13 protein-coding genes are annotated in these 15,112 nt (G+C 68.7%); 3 read left to right on the plus strand and 10 right to left on the minus strand.

What is annotated here, in order from left to right; all coding sequences use genetic code 11:
* Window positions 1-47: 47 nt before the first annotated feature.
* Genes IEY36_RS00090 through dusB form a run of 8 tightly spaced genes read right to left on the minus strand, consistent with a single transcriptional unit; the run spans window position 48 to window position 9,402 of the window.
* Window positions 48-698: an HAD family hydrolase gene (locus IEY36_RS00090; RefSeq protein ID WP_188964887.1), complete on the minus strand. Its 651-nt coding sequence runs from the start codon at window positions 696-698 to the stop codon at window positions 48-50.
* On the minus strand, window positions 695-1,111 hold the full coding sequence (locus IEY36_RS00095) for an ester cyclase (RefSeq protein ID WP_188964888.1): 417 nt from the start codon (window positions 1,109-1,111) through the stop codon (window positions 695-697). The genes IEY36_RS00090 and IEY36_RS00095 overlap by 4 nt, the downstream gene beginning before the upstream one ends.
* Entirely contained in the window at window positions 1,108-1,980 is an 873-nt protein-coding gene (locus IEY36_RS00100) for a D-amino-acid transaminase (protein WP_188964889.1), read from the minus strand. The genes IEY36_RS00095 and IEY36_RS00100 overlap by 4 nt, the downstream gene beginning before the upstream one ends.
* A 10-nt stretch (window positions 1,981-1,990) precedes the next feature.
* Entirely contained in the window at window positions 1,991-3,409 is a 1,419-nt protein-coding gene (gene ntrX / locus IEY36_RS00105) for a nitrogen assimilation response regulator NtrX (protein ID WP_188964890.1), read from the minus strand.
* Window positions 3,399-5,750: a sensor histidine kinase NtrY-like gene (locus IEY36_RS00110; RefSeq protein ID WP_229680968.1), complete on the minus strand. Its 2,352-nt coding sequence runs from the start codon at window positions 5,748-5,750 to the stop codon at window positions 3,399-3,401. The genes ntrX and IEY36_RS00110 overlap by 11 nt, the downstream gene beginning before the upstream one ends.
* Window positions 5,751-5,768: 18 nt before the next feature.
* Window positions 5,769-7,211 carry a nitrogen regulation protein NR(I) gene (gene ntrC, locus IEY36_RS00115; protein WP_188964891.1) on the minus strand — a complete coding sequence of 481 codons (1,443 nt, stop codon included), beginning with the start codon at window positions 7,209-7,211 and terminating at the stop codon, window positions 5,769-5,771.
* Window positions 7,208-8,287 (minus strand): two-component system sensor histidine kinase NtrB, encoded by a 1,080-nt coding sequence (locus IEY36_RS00120; protein ID WP_229681065.1) that lies wholly within the window; start codon window positions 8,285-8,287, stop codon window positions 7,208-7,210. Before IEY36_RS00120 ends, ntrC begins: the two co-directional genes overlap by 4 nt.
* Window positions 8,288-8,340: 53 nt before the next feature.
* Window positions 8,341-9,402 carry a tRNA dihydrouridine synthase DusB gene (gene dusB / locus IEY36_RS00125; RefSeq protein ID WP_188964893.1) on the minus strand — a complete coding sequence of 354 codons (1,062 nt, stop codon included), beginning with the start codon at window positions 9,400-9,402 and terminating at the stop codon, window positions 8,341-8,343.
* A 142-nt stretch (window positions 9,403-9,544) separates the two neighbouring features.
* On the opposite strand from dusB, the gene IEY36_RS00130 reads away from it, so the two are divergent.
* The 3 genes from IEY36_RS00130 (at window position 9,545) to IEY36_RS00140 (ending at window position 11,953) form a co-directional block, all read left to right on the plus strand.
* Entirely contained in the window at window positions 9,545-9,934 is a 390-nt protein-coding gene (locus IEY36_RS00130; protein ID WP_188964894.1) for a DoxX family protein, read from the plus strand.
* Window positions 9,935-9,970: 36 nt separating this feature from the next.
* Window positions 9,971-11,122: a 2-C-methyl-D-erythritol 4-phosphate cytidylyltransferase gene (ispD, locus tag IEY36_RS00135; protein WP_188964895.1), complete on the plus strand. Its 1,152-nt coding sequence runs from the start codon at window positions 9,971-9,973 to the stop codon at window positions 11,120-11,122.
* 114 nt (window positions 11,123-11,236) lie between these two features.
* Window positions 11,237-11,953 carry an HD-GYP domain-containing protein gene (locus IEY36_RS00140; protein WP_188964896.1) on the plus strand — a complete coding sequence of 239 codons (717 nt, stop codon included), beginning with the start codon at window positions 11,237-11,239 and terminating at the stop codon, window positions 11,951-11,953.
* Between the two features lie 79 nt (window positions 11,954-12,032).
* Here IEY36_RS00140 and IEY36_RS00145 read toward each other — a convergent pair whose 3' ends face one another.
* Together IEY36_RS00145 and IEY36_RS00150 are read right to left on the minus strand one after the other, a co-directional pair.
* Window positions 12,033-13,736, minus strand: a complete 1,704-nt coding sequence (locus IEY36_RS00145; protein WP_229680970.1) for a putative bifunctional diguanylate cyclase/phosphodiesterase — start codon at window positions 13,734-13,736, stop codon at window positions 12,033-12,035.
* Window positions 13,737-13,931: 195 nt separating this feature from the next.
* The gene (locus tag IEY36_RS00150; protein ID WP_188964898.1) at window positions 13,932-15,104 is read right to left on the minus strand and encodes an acetyl-CoA acetyltransferase; all 1,173 of its coding nucleotides are present in this window, start codon (window positions 15,102-15,104) and stop codon (window positions 13,932-13,934) included.
* Window positions 15,105-15,112: the final 8 nt, after the last annotated feature.

A 15,112-nucleotide genomic window follows, 5' to 3' on the forward strand; every position in this document is an offset into this window, starting at 1 on the left:
GGCGAAAACCATTTCCGGCCGCCGGCCCCGCCGTTTTCGCCGCCCCGTCAGCCCTTGGCAAGCGAAAGCAGGGCCCCGGCGAGAACATCGCCATCGGCGAAGTGCAAGTCCGGGGCGGCTGTGGCAATGCCGCCATCATGCGCCGCATCGCCCAGCAGCACGGCGACGAAGCCCGCACGCCGCGCCGCCTGCATGTCGAGCGCCGTGTCGCCGACGTACCAGATTGCCGGCGAGGGCTGCACGTGCATGGCGTCCAGCGCCATCAGCATCGGCGCCGGGTCGGGCTTGTCGGCCGCGGCGTCGCCGGCACCCACCAGCGCGCCGAACCGCCCTGCCCAGCCAAGATGGGCGGCCTCCGCGCGCAGCAGCGGCCCCTGCTTGTTGGACACGACGCCCTGCGGCGCCACCCGGCCGGCGGCCGCGATGGCCGCGACAGCCCCGGGCATCGGGGCAACGACACCGAGATGGCAGGCCTTCACCTCGGCGTAGAAGATGTCCCGCGCGCGTTCCCATTCGTCGCCGAACATCCCGGGGAAGGTATCGCGCAACGACCCGCGCACATTGGCCAGCACCTGCCGGCGGTCCCACACCGGCATGTCGAAGGCCCGGAAGGTGGCGGCAAGCCCCGATTCGATCGCCGCCCAGCCATCGACCAGCGTGTTGTCCCAGTCCCACAGGACCGCAGCGGGTGGCGTCATCCCTTGAGTTGTCCGAGCAGGCCGAGCATGTCCCCCATCACCCACAGATGGCGGATGCGTCCGGCTTCCAGCCGGAAAAAACCGACCCCTTCCCAGGTGAGGTTGCGCCCGGTCGGCGGAAAATCGAGGAACGGCCCAGCTTCATGGCGGCCGGAGAAGCCGACGCGCGCGGCCACCCGGTCATCCTGCGCGAGCAGGTCACGCACGTCGCAGCGATATTCGGAAAAGGCGAGGCGGACGCTTCGGACATAGGCGGCGAAGGCATCATGGCCGCGCATCACCTGCCCGAAGGTGCCCTGGAAGGCGACTTCCTCATGCATCAGTGCCGGCAGGCGGCTCAGGTCCCCCTGCTCCCACAACTCCGCATAGAAGGCGCGGATCGCGGCGGCATTGGCTTCCTCGGCGGGGCTCACGCCGCGTTCTTCAATCCGCCCTGCACATGGCGGGCGAAGATGTCGAAGAGCCGGCGCACGACCGGCCCCACCGTGCCATCGCCCACTACCTGTCCATCGATTTGCAGGATCGGCTTCACGAAGGAGGTGGCGGAGGTGATGAAGGCCTCCCGCGCGCGACGCATCTCATCGAGGCTGAACGGCCGGTGGTCGACGCCGATGCCGGCCTCGGCCAGTTCGGCGAGCAACGCGGCGCGCGTGCAGCCCGGCAGGATCGTGTAGTCGAGCGGCGGCGTGCGGATCAGGCCATGCTCATCGACGATCCAGAAGGAGGTCGCGGCCCCTTCCGTCACCATGCCGGTATCGGGGTTAAACAGCACCGCCTCGATCGCGCCCTGTTCGCGCGCCGCCTGGCGAGCCAGGCAATTGGGCAGCAGGTTCACGGTCTTGATGTCGCAGCGTGCCCAGCGCAGGTCGGGCTGGGTGATCGCGGCACCGCCCCAACGGTCGACACTGGCTGGATAGGGCGGGATGCGCTTGACCGTGACGACCAGCGCCGGCGGCACCGGCACCTTCGGGAAGGCATGGTCGCGCCGCGACACGCCGCGCGTCACCTGCATGTAGATCAGCCCCTCGGTTACCCGGTTGCGTCGGGCAACCTCGCGCAGCACCAACCGCAGCGCGTCGCGCGTCATCGGCATGGGCAGGCGAATTTCGCGCAGCGAGCGTTCCAGCCGGTCGAGATGGCGGTCCTCATCGACCGTGCGCCCGCGATAAAGGTGGACGACTTCGTAGATGCCATCGCCGAACTGGTAGCCGCGGTCTTCGATGTTCACGCTGGCGTCGGGCTGCGGCAGGTAGCGCCCGTTGACGTATGCAATGCGGGACATGGGTAGGCCTTCAGGCGTTGCCAACGGGGGCGGGCGGGCTGGCGCGGTCCTCGGCCTGGACGCCGAGGAATTTCAGTTTCCGGTGCAGCGCGCTGCGCTCCATGCCGACGAAATTCGCGGTGCGGCTGATATTGCCGCCGAAGCGCAGCAGCTGCGCCTCGAGATACTGGCGCTCGAACAATTCTCGCGCCTCGCGCAGCGGCAGGGTCATGATCTCCGATGAGCGGTCGAGCTTCAGCACGGCCGGCGCGGCCGCGCCCACCTGCGGCGGCAACATGTCGGGGCGGATCCCTTCCTTCGCATCGCCCGGCGCCATGATCAGCAGCCAGTCGATCAGGTTGCGCAGCTCACGCACATTGCCCGGCCAGTCATAGGCCTGCATCGCGGCGAGCGCGTCCTCGGACAGCTCCCGCGACGCCATGCCGGTGGTTTCGGCCGAACGGCCCATGAAATGACGCGCCAACACCGGCACGTCCTCCCGCCGCTCGCGCAGGGCTGGCACACGCAAAGGCACCACGGCGAGGCGATAGAACAGGTCCTCGCGGAACCGCCCGGCGGCGATCTCGGACGCCAGGTCCCGATTGGTCGTGGACAGCACGCGCACATCCACCTTCACGCGGGTGCCGCCGCCGATGCGTTCGAACCCCTGCTCCTGCAGGGCCCGGACGATCTTGCCTTGGGTCTCGAGCGGCATGTCCGCCACTTCGTCGAGCAGCAGCGTGCCGCCATGGGCACGTTCCAGTACGCCGGCGCGACGCGGCTGCGTCGCCGGGTCGGCGCCGGACTCGACGCCGAACAATTCCTCCTCGAAACGCGCCGGGTTCAGCGTGGCACAGTTCAGCATCAGGAACGGACCATCGGCGCGGCGCGAGCGCGCATGGATCATGCGGGCGGCGACTTCCTTGCCCGCGCCGGCCGGGCCGGTGATCAGCACCCGCGATCCGGTGGGCGCGACCTTCTCGATCGCCCCGCGCAGCTGGGCGAGTGGCCCCGAACCGCCGACGAGCTCGGTCTCCGGCCCGGCGCGCAGGCGCAATTCGCTGTTCTCGCGCCGCAGCTTAGCGGCTTCGAGCGCGCGCGAGACGATCAGCAGCAGGCGGTCGGACTTGAACGGTTTCTCGATGAAATCGTAGGCGCCCTGCTGGATCGCCTGTACGGCGGTCTCGATCGTGCCGTGGCCGGAGATCATGACCACCGGAACCTGCGGTTCCTCGACATGCAGGGCCTCGAGGATGCCAAGTCCGTCGAGGCGCGAATTCTGCAGCCAGATATCGAGCACGACGAGCGACGGCCGCCGCTGCCGGAAGGCAGCGATCGCCGTGTCGGAATTGTGCGCCTGCCGCGTCTCATAGCCTTCATCCGACAGGATCCCCTCGATCAGGGTCCGGATGTCCGGCTCATCGTCGACGATCAGGATCTCATGCGCCATGCGCAACCTTCGCTCCCTCGGCGGCCCGGGTCGAATCACGCCCCGAGTCCGGACCCTCGGCCGCGGTCCTGATGGGGAAAATCAGGGCCACTCGCGCGCCGGGGCCGTCTTCGCGATCTTCCAAGGCCAGCCTGCCCCCGTGGTCCTCCATGATCTTCTTCACGATGGCAAGGCCAAGCCCGGTTCCCTTGGTCTTGTGCGTGACATAGGGCTCGGTCAGGCGGTCGCGATCCTCTTCCTTGGGCAGCCCGACTCCGTCATCCTCGACGACGAAGCGAACCTCGCCCGGCGCCGATTCGACGCGGGCGGCGATACGGCCCGCCCCCTCCTCCGCCCGCATCGCCACCGCATCGGCGGCGTTCTGCAGCAGGTTGGTCAGCGCCTGGCTGATCTGCCGGCGGTCGCAGGCCATCACCGGCGAGGACTCGGCATAGGTAGTCTCGTAGGCGATCTCGGGATGCGCGTCGCGCTGCAGCACCAGCGCCTCGCGCAGCAACTGGTTGGCATCCTCCGGCTTGATCACTGGCTGCGGCATGCGCGCGAAGGCTGAGAATTCATCGACCATTCGCCCGATGTCGCCGACCTGGCGGACAATCGTGTCGGTGCATTGGCGGAAGGTGTCGGGGTCGTCGGTGATCTGCTTGAGGTAGCGACGCTTCAGTCGTTCCGCGCTCAGCTGGATCGGCGTCAGCGGGTTCTTGATCTCATGCGCGATGCGCCGGGCAACATCGGCCCAGGCCGCCTTCCGCTGGGCCGAGACGAGCTCCGTCACGTCGTCGAAGGTCAGCACGAAGCCGTCGACGCGCCCGCCCTGCATCTCGGCGCCGAGACGGACGATCAGTGTGCGCCGGGCCGAGGGCGGGCCGGAGCGGATCTCGGCCGTCTGCGCGCGTTCGGGCTGGGCGCGCACGGCCGCGATCAGCGCGGCGAATTCCGGTGCCACCCCCGCCAGCGGCAACCCGATCGCGGCATCGAGATCGACCCCGAGCAGCGCCGAGGAGGATCGGTTCGGCAGGTTCACCCGCCCCTCGGCATCGAGGCCGATCACCCCGGCCGAAACACCGGAGAGCACCGTCTCGGTAAAGCGGCGGCGCTCATCGATCTGGCGATAGGCTTCCATCAGTTCGCCGCGCTGGGCACCGAGCTGGCTGGTCATGCGGTTGAAGGCGCGCGACAGCGAGGCGACCTCGTCATCCGCATTGCCTTCCTGCACGCGGGTGGACAGGTCTCCGGCGCGCACGCGTTCGGCTGCGGTGATCAGGCGGGAGATCGGCCCGGCGATGCGGTTCGCGATCAACAGGCCCAGCAGAACGGCGGCCAACAGCACCAACAGGGTCGCGATGCCAAAGATCAGCGCGAAGGTGATCTGCAGGTCACCTTGGTTGCGGTCCAGCCGATCATACTCCTGGAAGGCCAGTTCCGTGGTGCGCATGTGTTCCAGCACGCCAGGATCGACCGGGCGGCTGATCATCAGCATCAGCCCGGGTGGCACGTTCGGCACCGGCGGGAAGTTGAGCGCGACCAGAGCGCGCACACGTCCCTCCCCACCCTCGCCGGGGAACACCACCACTTCGCCGTTCCGGGCCTGCTCGATCGCCCAGGAGGGCGGCGCATCCACCACCGATCCGGTGGTCAGCCCCGCCGAGGCGATCACCTGTCCGAGAGTCGGTTCGACCACCAGCGATTCGGTCAGCCCGCGGATCGCCGTATGGGTGGCCAGCAGCCGCGCGAAGGCGAGCCCGTTGTCGGGTAGCAGCTGCGGCCCGGCGCGGTTGAGGTCATTGGCGATGGCCAGGATGTCGGCGCGGATGGTATTGCGGTGCTCCTCGAGATAGGCCCGCGAGGCGACCAGCGAGGCCTCGAGCGTGTTGCGCACCCGGTCACTGAACCAGGACTGGATGCCGAGGTTAAAGAACACCGCCGAGAAGCCGGCCACGAAGATAGCCGGCACCACCGCGACGACGCCGAAGAGAAGCACCAGACGCACATGGAGCCGCGCCCCGGCCGAGCCGCGCCGCCGCTCCACCCACATCCCGACCACCCGCGCCGCCAGCGAGGCCGCGAGCAGCAGCAGGATGGACAGGTTGGCTAGGATGATGCCGACCACCTCGCCCGGCCCCGTCGGCCCCAGCGGCGTCCCACCGGACAGCAGCATGAAGGTGGCCAACCCCAACACCAGGGCGACGATCGCCAGGCCGATGGTGATGCCGCCACCCTGCAGCAACTGCGCTGCGCGCCCGGCCCAGGAGCGGTGCGGGGTTTCGGGGGGCGGCTCGCCACCGGCGGGCAGCGCCCGCGCGGCCGGTCGCGCGCCGGCGCGACGCCGGAACAGGCCCATCATGTCAGGGCCCGTACATCGTCAGGTCAGGCCACGCACCACGGGCAGCTCGAGCTCGCGGATCTTCTTGCGCAGGGTATTGCGATTGAGGCCGAGCATCGCCGCCGCCTTGATCTGGTTGCCCCTTGTAGCACCCAGAGCGAGTCGGAGCAGCGGCCGTTCGACCTCGGAGAGCACGCGTTCATACAGATCGCGTACCGGCATGCCGTCCTTGTGCGCGGCCATGAAGGTCTGCAGGTGCCGCTCCACCGCCTGTTCGAGCGTCGCCGGCTGGGATTGCCCGTCCGGACCGGCCGGTTGCACGGCTTCGGCCAGTTCGGCGGCCACGGCATCGCCGCCGATCACTTCCTGCGTGTAGAGCGCGGCCAGGCGACGCATCAGGTTTTCGAGTTCCCGTGCATTGCCGGGCCAGGCATGCGCCTTGAGGCCATCCAGCGCCTCGGGCGAGAGCTGCTTGCTCGGTAGGCCGGAGGCGCGGGCGCGGTCGAGGAAATGGCGCGCCAGCAGCGGGATGTCCTCGATCCGCTCGCGCAGCGGCGGCAGGCGGATCGGCACGACGTTGAGGCGGTAGAACAGATCCTCGCGGAACATGCCCTGGCGGATCAGCTGGCGCAGGTCGCGATGCGTCGCGGCGACGATGCGCACATTCGCCTTGATCGGCTGGCGGCCACCCACCGTGGTGAACTCGCCCTCCTGCAGCACGCGCAGCAAGCGGGTCTGCGCCTCGGGCGGCATGTCGCCGATCTCGTCGAGGAACAGCGTGCCGCCAGCGGCCTGCTCGAAGCGTCCGATGCCCCGGTTGAGCGCGCCTGTGAAGGCACCGCGCTCATGGCCGAACAAGTCGGCCTCGATCAACTCGCGCGGTATCGCCGCCATGTTGATGGCGACGAACGGCCCCGAACGGCGCTTGCCGTAGTCATGCAACGCGCGGGCGACCAGTTCCTTGCCGGTGCCGCTCTCGCCCGTGATCATCACCGTGAGGTCGGTGGTCGTGAGCCGTGCGACGGTGCGGTAGATTTCCTGCATCGCCGCCGAGCGGCCGACCAGCGGCAACTTCTCGCCCTGGTCGTTCTCGTCGATCACCGCGGGCTCGGCCGGGGCGGCGAGCGCGCGCTCCACCACCGAGAGCAATTCCTTCAGATCGAAGGGCTTGGGCAGGTATTCGAAGGCACCGCGCTGGGTCGCCTTCATCGCGGTCGCGAAGGTCGACTGCGCGCTCATCACCACCACGCGCAATTCCGGGCGGATGCGCTTGATGCGCGGCACGAGGTCGAGGCCATTCTCGTCGGGCATCACCACGTCGGTGATGACAAGGTCCCCTTCCCCATCCTCGACCCAACGCCAGAGCGTGGCAGCCGAGGACGTCGCCCTCACCTGATAGCCTGAGCGCGCGAGCGCCTGGCTGAGCACGGTGCGGATGGCGCGATCGTCATCGGCAATAAGGATGGTGCGCGGTTCAGTCATTGAGCAGTTCCGAGGCTTCCCGGCGGGGGCGCAGGCATGGAAAGACGGAACACGGTGCGTCCGGGACGGCTGTCGCATTCGATCAGCCCGCCCTGGTCCGCCACAAGTTTCGCCGCGAGCGCGAGGCCGAGCCCTTGTCCCCCCCGCTTCGTGGAGACGAAGGGTTCAAAAAGCGTGCCGCGCACTTCTTCCGCGATTCCGGGGCCATTGTCGCGGACGCTCACCTGCAATGGCAGGTGCACTCGGTCGGTAGAGCCCGGCACGGCAATGCGCACGCCATGGTGGTAGGCGGTGGAGAGCGAAATCTCACCATGGACCGGATCGACCGCTTCTGCCGCATTCTTAACCAGATTGAGCAGAATCTGAACAAGGAGATCGCGATTGCCCCAGACCGGCGGCAGCGAGGGATCGTAATCCTCCACCACCCGGATGTGGGAGGCGAAGCCCGTCACCGCGATCCGCCGCACATGGTCCAGCACGCGATGGATATTCACCGCGGCGAGTTCCGTCGGGCGGTCGGAGAACATGTCGAAGCGGTCGACCAGCCCGCGAATCCGGTCGGCCTCGTCCTGAATGAGCTGGCACAGCTCCCGGTCGCCCTCCCCGGCATTCTGTTCGAGCAGCTGAGCCGCACCACGGATGCCCGAGAGCGGGTTCTTCACCTCATGCGCCAGCATCGCCGCCATCGCCGAGGCGCCGCGCGCCGCACCGCGGAAATTGAGCTGCCGGTCCAGCATCTGCGCCGTCGAGCCATCCTCGAGCGTCAACACCACGCCGCCGGGCAGTTCCGGCAGCGGCGCGGCATGCACGGTCACGCCGCGGCGCGCCATGCGCGGGCTTTCCAGCAGCAGGTCGTGGTCGGAGATGCGCGCATCCGAATGTCGCACCTGGGCGATCAGCGCGAAGATGCGCCCATCCTCCGGCAACAGGTCCGACAGCCGCATCTGCTCCAGCGACGCGGTTGAGGTCTGGAAGAACTGCTCCGCCGCCGCATTCGCACTGACAAAGCGGTTCTCGGCATCGAGCACCACCACGGGCATCGGCAAGGCGCTGAGGATGGCCGCGGATTCAGGCATGGCGCGCCCCTTCCAGCCGATCGGGCGCACGGCGCGGCGCAGCAACCCGGCCTTCATGCTGCCATCTGCTCCTCGCCTGCCTCGCGGAAAGCGTCGCGCACAGCCTCCACGCCCCGCTCGATCAACGGGTCGTAGAAGGCATGGACGAGATCCGTGACGGCCTCGGCGGTCTCGCAGCGGTTCACCTCGACGCGGAATTCGGCCGAGCCGGGCAGGCCCTTGGAATACCAGGCGACATGCTTGCGCGCGAGGCGCACGCCCGGATGGCGGCCGTGATGCTCCAGCATGTCCTCGTAATGGGCGAGCAGGATGCGCTTCTGTTCCTCGATGCCGGGCTCGGCGGCGTCCTCGCCGCGCAGGCGGGCGGCGACCACGGCGGGGAACCACGGGCGGCCATAGCAGCCGCGCCCGATCATCACGCCATCGGCGCCGGAGCGGCGCAGCGCCTCCTCGGCATCATCGACGGTCAGGATGTCGCCATTGGCGATGACCGGGATCGAGACGGCGTCCTTCACCTCGCGGATGAAGTCCCAATCCGCCGTGCCGGTGTAGAACATCTGCCGGGTGCGACCATGCACCGTGACCATGCGGATGCCGGATTCCTCGGCGATCCGCGCGAGCCGCGGCGCGTTCAGGCTGTTGTGGTCCCAGCCCATGCGCATCTTGAGCGTGACGGGCACGCTCACCGCCCGGACCGTCGCTTCCAGGATGCGCGCGGCGGCGACCTCGTCACGCATCAGCGCCGAACCGGCCGCCTGCCCGACCGCGACCTTCTTCACCGGGCAACCGAAATTGATGTCGACCACCGCCGCGCCGCGATCGACGACCAGGCGCGCCGCCTCGGCCATCGCCTCGGGATCGCAGCCGGCGAGTTGCACCGAGGCCGGACCGCCGAAACCATCGACCTCAGCCATCTTCAAGGTCTGCCGGTTGGTCCGGATCATCGCTTGTGAAGCGATCATCTCGCTGACCACCATCGGCGCGCCGAGCGCCCGGGCCAGCCGGCGATATGGCAGATCGGTCACCCCGGACATCGGGGCCAGGATCACCGGCGTGTCGATATCGACGCCGCCGAGATGTATCGGCGCCAGGCTGTTCGCGCGAGGGTTGCTCATGATTTGGGCAGACTAGGCGCTGCTCGCCTTTTCGGCAACAGCATCCACGGACTCTGCCATGCAACCGCGCACCAATCCGTGAATTGTCATTAAGTGGCAATTTCGGCACGCCGCGGGCCCGAAGCAGTACCGGACACAATTGATGACCTTTCTCGACCGTTGGGCGCCCTACGCGCTCGGCCTGCTGCGCGTCGTCGCGGCACTGATCTTCTTCGAACACGGCACGCAGAAGCTGTTTGGCGTCCCGGCCCGCGCCGACGGTGGAGCCGCGCCCGAATTGCTCTCCATGTACGGCGTCGCCGGCCTGCTGGAACTGGTGGGCGGCGCCTTGCTGCTCGTTGGGTTCCAGGTCCGGCCGGTCGCCCTTGTGCTCTCTGGCATGATGGCCTCCGCCTACTGGATCGCCCATGCGCCGCGCAGCATGTTCCCGGTGGCCAACGGGGGCGATGCGGCCATCCTCTACTGCTTCATTTTCCTCAATTTTGTCTTCGCCGGCGGCGGAGCCTTCGCCTTGGACAACCGCCGGAAGTAGTCTATGCGCCGCCCCCTTCCGGGGCCGGAGCCACGAATGACGATGGATGCCCTGCTGATGGCCGCCGGGGCCGGCAGCCGTTTCGGCGCACCGGTGGCGAAGCAGTACCTGTCGCTGCTCGGCCGCCCCGTGATGCGCCATGCTGCGGAGGCCCTGCTGCGCGAGGGCCTGGTCAGGCGCATCCTGCCGGTCGTCGGCGCCGGCGACGAGGCGCGTGTCGCCGCTTTGCTCGAAGGTCTGCCCATCATGCCGCCCGTCGCGGGTGGCACGACGCGGGCAGAGAGCGTCCGCGCCGGGCTCGAAGCGCTGGCCGCCGATCCGCCGCGACTCGTGCTGGTTCATGACGCCGCCAGGCCGATCATCCCGCCGGGAACCGTCGCCGCCCTGCGAACCGCGTTGGAGACGGCACCCGGCGCGATCCCGGCCCAACCGGTCACCGACACGCTGAAGCGCGGCGCCGAGGGCACCATCCTCGCTACCGTGCCGCGTGATGGCCTGTTCCGCGCGCAAACGCCGCAGGCCTTCCGGTTCGATGCGCTTCTCGCGGCGCATCGCGACGGTGATGGCGGGGCGACCGATGACGCCGCGCTGCTCGAAGCGGACGGCCTGCCCGTGGCGCTGGTGCCGGGCGGCGAGGTCAATATCAAGATCACCTGGCCCGAGGACCTTGCCCGCGTGGAAGCCCATCTCGTCGCCCGCCTGGTCCCGCGCATGGGCACCGGTTTCGACGTACATCGCCTGGAATTGGGCCGGCCGCTGGTGCTTTGCGGGGTGACCATTGCCTCCCCGCTCGGCCTGTCGGGCCATTCGGATGCCGATGTCGGCATCCATGCGCTGTGCGACGCGATTTACGGCGCCCTGGCCGAAGGGGATATCGGCCGCTGGTTCCCGCCCACCGAGGCAGAATGGAAGGATGCCGACAGTGCCCGCTTCCTGCGCCATGCCGCCGGGCGGATCGCCGCCCGTGGCGGGGTGCTCGGCAATGCCGACATTACCCTGATCTGTGAGCGCCCCAAGATCGCCCCCCATGCCGAGGCGATGCGGGCGCGTCTGGCTGACCTGCTCGGCGCGCCGGTCGATGCGATTTCGGTAAAGGCGACGACGACGGAACGGCTGGGCTTCGCAGGGCGGGGCGAAGGGATCGCCGCACAAGCGGCCGTCGTCGTGCTGCTACCGTATGGCCGTTAGTATTGTGTCGATTTTTCGATGGGTGCCCTGTTCCGAGACGCCTTCACATCTTACGTTAACCATCACGCTATGTCGGCGCCTATGGTGGTGAGAATGGAGCGGCTTATCTCACCCTTGCCCGAAGGGGCTCTGGCCTGTTCGGCCTGCACGCAGCATGCGGCGGCGCAGGGAAGCCTTGCCGGGCGCCTGCCATGCATCTGCGATGCCCATGACGTGGCTCTGGAAGGGCTCGTCGCGCGAGCCTCGCTGTCCGACCCGGAGGGGCCCGACCATCCGAAGCGGGTCGGTCAGATCGCCGGGATTCTCGCCGCCGAGATCGGCTTGCCGCTCGATCTGCAGGAACTGCTGATCCGCGCCGCCGCGCTGCACGACATCGGCAAGATGTCACTGCCCGAGGGCGTGCTCGGCCATCGCCATGTGCTGGACCCCGAAGCACGCCGGCAGATGGAACGCCACACGCTGCTCGGTGCCGGTATCCTGGCCCATGTCCGCACGCCATGGATGAAGCTCGCCGCCGTCATTGCCCTGATGCATCACGAACGCTGGGACGGCAGTGGCTACCCGATCGGGCTCGCCGGCGAGGATATCCCGCTCGCCGCCCGTCTGGTCGCGGTGGCTGATGTCTATGACGCGCTGCGATCGGACCGGCCCTACAAGGATGCCCAGGACCACGCACAAGCGCTGGCGCGTATCCTGGAGGGCGACGCCCGGATCAGCCCGGTGCAGTTCGATCCTCACGTGCTCGATGCGTTGCGTCAGCGCGAGGCTGAGATCGCGGATGTGCCGCGACAGGACGTGCCGCGGCCATCCAGGATAGCCTATCGGGGCTAAGGCGCTCTGCACGGCAAGGCTCACGTTCGGCCAGTGCGACCCCGCGCCTGCGAGAGCCGGACCCCTGCCGCCACCAAAGTCACGTCAGCGCCTGCGCGGTGGCTGGCGGCCGGGCGGACTGCCCAAAGCGTTCAATCATCTCACGCACCTTGGCCAGCGGCACCGGGCGGCCAAAGAAGAAGCCCTGCGCGGCATCACACCCTTCGGCGCAGAGCTGTTCGAGTTGTTCCTGGGTTTCCACGCCTTCGGCCGTCACCGCTATGCCCAGGCTGTGGCCAAGCCCCGCAACCGCGCGAACGATCGCCGCGGAATCCTCGCCGGCCGGAAGGTCCTGAACGAAGGATCGGTCGATCTTCAACCGGTCAAACGCGAAAACCCGCAGCTGGGTCAGCGAGGAATGGCCGGTGCCGAAATCGTCCATGGCGATGCGGACGCCACTCTCGCGCAAGGCCACCAACTGGCGCAGGGCCGAATCGGCACTGGCCAGCAGGACGGTCTCGGTCACTTCCAGTTCCAGCCGCGCGGCCGTCAGGCCGGACAGGTGCAACGCCTCGGCCACATCCTCGTTCAGGCGGCCGCTCTCGAGCTGGGCAGGAGCGATGTTCACCGCCACGGTGAGCGGCGCCGGCCAGGCAGCCGCGGCACGACAGGCTTCCTGAAGGACCCAGGTGCCGATCTGGTGCATGACTCCTAGCCGCTCGGCGACCGGCAGGAACTCCGCCGGCGAGACCAAGCCGCGTTCGGGGTGACGCCAACGGATCAGCGCCTCGAACCCGGTCAGGCGGCCGTGTGGCAGAGCGATCTGGGGCTGGTAGTGCAGTTCAAAGGCGGTGCCTTCCTGGACAGCCTGGCGCAGCGCGGCCTCCAGCGCCCGCGTCTCCTGCCAGCGGCGGTCCATTTCCGGGCTGAAGCGACGGAAGCCCCCTGGGCCCTCGGCGTCGGTCTCGTTCAGGGCCATTGCCGCCCGGCGCACCAATTCACCCTTGCTGCGCCCATCGGCCGGCGCGATGGCTATGCCGATGCGCGGGGTGACGACGATCGCCTCCCCCGCGATCAGGTAGGGTCGCCCGAGCAGCGCCACCAGCCGCTCGCCCAGCGCCGCGGCCTGGTTGGGCTCCTCCACCTCGCTTTGCAGGATGGCGAATTCTTCCCCGGCCATGCGCGCGACGAGGTCGGCGTCGCGCACCGCGGCCTGCAGCCGCCGCGCGGCGGCGCGCAGCAGATCCTCCCCGATCGCATGGCCCAGCACCTGGTTGACCGCGCGGATGCCTTCGATGTCGCACAGCAGTACGGCGCTGCCGGCGCGCCGGCGCGGCGGCCCGTCGAGCACCGCGGCAAGCCGCGCCTCGAACATCGCTCGATCCGCGAGGCCGGTCAGCGGGTCGAAGCCTGCCATGCCATTGGCGAGCCGGTCGTCGGAGAACACCGAGAGAACCCAGGAAACGGCCGAGGCGCGGCGAATGCCGAAGCGTAGCCCGGGCGCGCCCGGCCACTGCAGGCCCACGGCCTCCTCGCCACTGGGCAGCGTGGCGGCAAGGCAGGCCGACAACAGCCCCGCCACCGCATCGCGGTCGAGGCGCGGGCTCGCCTCCAGCAGGTCAATCAGGCCATGGGCCTGGCGCCCGGTGCGCGACAGCCCGAGCAATGCGACGGCGCGGCCGCAAACAAGGCCGACATGCAGTTCCGAGTCGAAGCTGACCATGCCTTCGGTCTCGCCAGGCCTGGAACCCTTGGGGTCCGCCTCCCGCCCGCGGCCGGCTTCGGACTCCGTCATCCCATCCATATTGTCCCGCCTGTCTTGCATCGCGGTGGATCGGGGCCGCGCCGTTCGGCGCAGAGACAACCCCAGGATCAACGGTCTTAGCGGGCGAAGGTGAAGGAAGTGTGGATGCGGCTCAGGGGCCGGCGGCGCACCTGCTTCCGTCGACGTGCCGGCCGTCAGGGACGGGGTCGCCCTGACGGCCGTCAGGTTGGATGGTCAGCGCGCGCGTTCGAGTACCGAGACGTAGTTCGCGACCGCCGCTCCGCCCATGTTGAAGACGCCGGCGAGATCGGCCTTGGGCAACTGCATCGCGCCCGCCGCGCCGGTCAGCTGCATCGATGCCAGCACATGCATCGACACCCCGGTTGCCCCGATCGGGTGGCCCTTGGACTTCAGCCCGCCCGAACGATTGACCGGCAACCTGCCGCCGGCAGCCGTCCAGCCTTCCAGCGCGGCACGCCCGCCCTTGCCTTCCGCGGCCAGGCCCATCGCTTCGTATTCGATCAGTTCGGCGATGGTGAAGCAGTCATGCGTCTCGACGAAGGAGAGGTCGGCCACGGTGATGCCGGCCTGAGCATAGGCGCGCGCCCAGGCTTCCTTCGCGCCTTCGAAGCGGACGATGTCGCGCGCGGCGATCGGCAGGAAGTCGTTGACCTGCACCGCCGCGCGGAAGCGCACCGCCTTGCCCATGGCCTTCGCGGTCTCGGCATCCGCGAGCACCAGGGCCGCCGCGCCATCGGAGACCAGCGAGCAGTCGGTCCGCTTCAGCGGGCGCGCGACATAGGGGTTCTTCTCGCTTTCGGTGCGGCAGAATTCGTAGCCGAGATCCTTGCGCATCTGCGCCCAGGGATTGTCGACGCCGTTCTTGTGGTTCTTGGCGGCAATGGCGGCGAGCGCGTCCGATTGGTCGCCATGACGCTGGAAATAGGCCTCGGCGATGCGCCCGAAGACGCCCGCGAAACCTCCCTCGATATCCTGCTCGGTCTTGCGATAGGAGGCGGTCAGTAGGATGTCGCCAACCTTGGGCCCAGGGGTCGAGGTCATCTTCTCGGCCCCGACCACCAGCGCCAGGCGACCGCGCCCCGCGGCGATGAAGTCGCGTGCGCCATGGATCGCCGCCGAGCCAGTCGCGCAGGCATTCTCGTAGCGGGTGATCGGCTTGAAGCGCAGTTCCGGCAAGGATTGCAGCACCAGCGAGGCCGGGAAGCCCTGCGGCGTGAACCCCTCGCCGAAGACCCCGACGAAGCCGGCGTCGATCTCCTCGGGGCCGATGCCGGCATCCTCGATGGCGGCACGCGCCACGCGCGCGATCAGCGTTTCGAGATCGGGCGCGTCCTCAAGCTTGCCGAACGGGCTATGCGCCCAGCCGACGATGCACGGTTCGGTCATGGCGGATC

The organism is Neoroseomonas lacus, from assembly GCF_014644535.1.
Taxonomy (GTDB): Bacteria; Pseudomonadota; Alphaproteobacteria; order Acetobacterales; family Acetobacteraceae; genus Neoroseomonas; species Neoroseomonas lacus.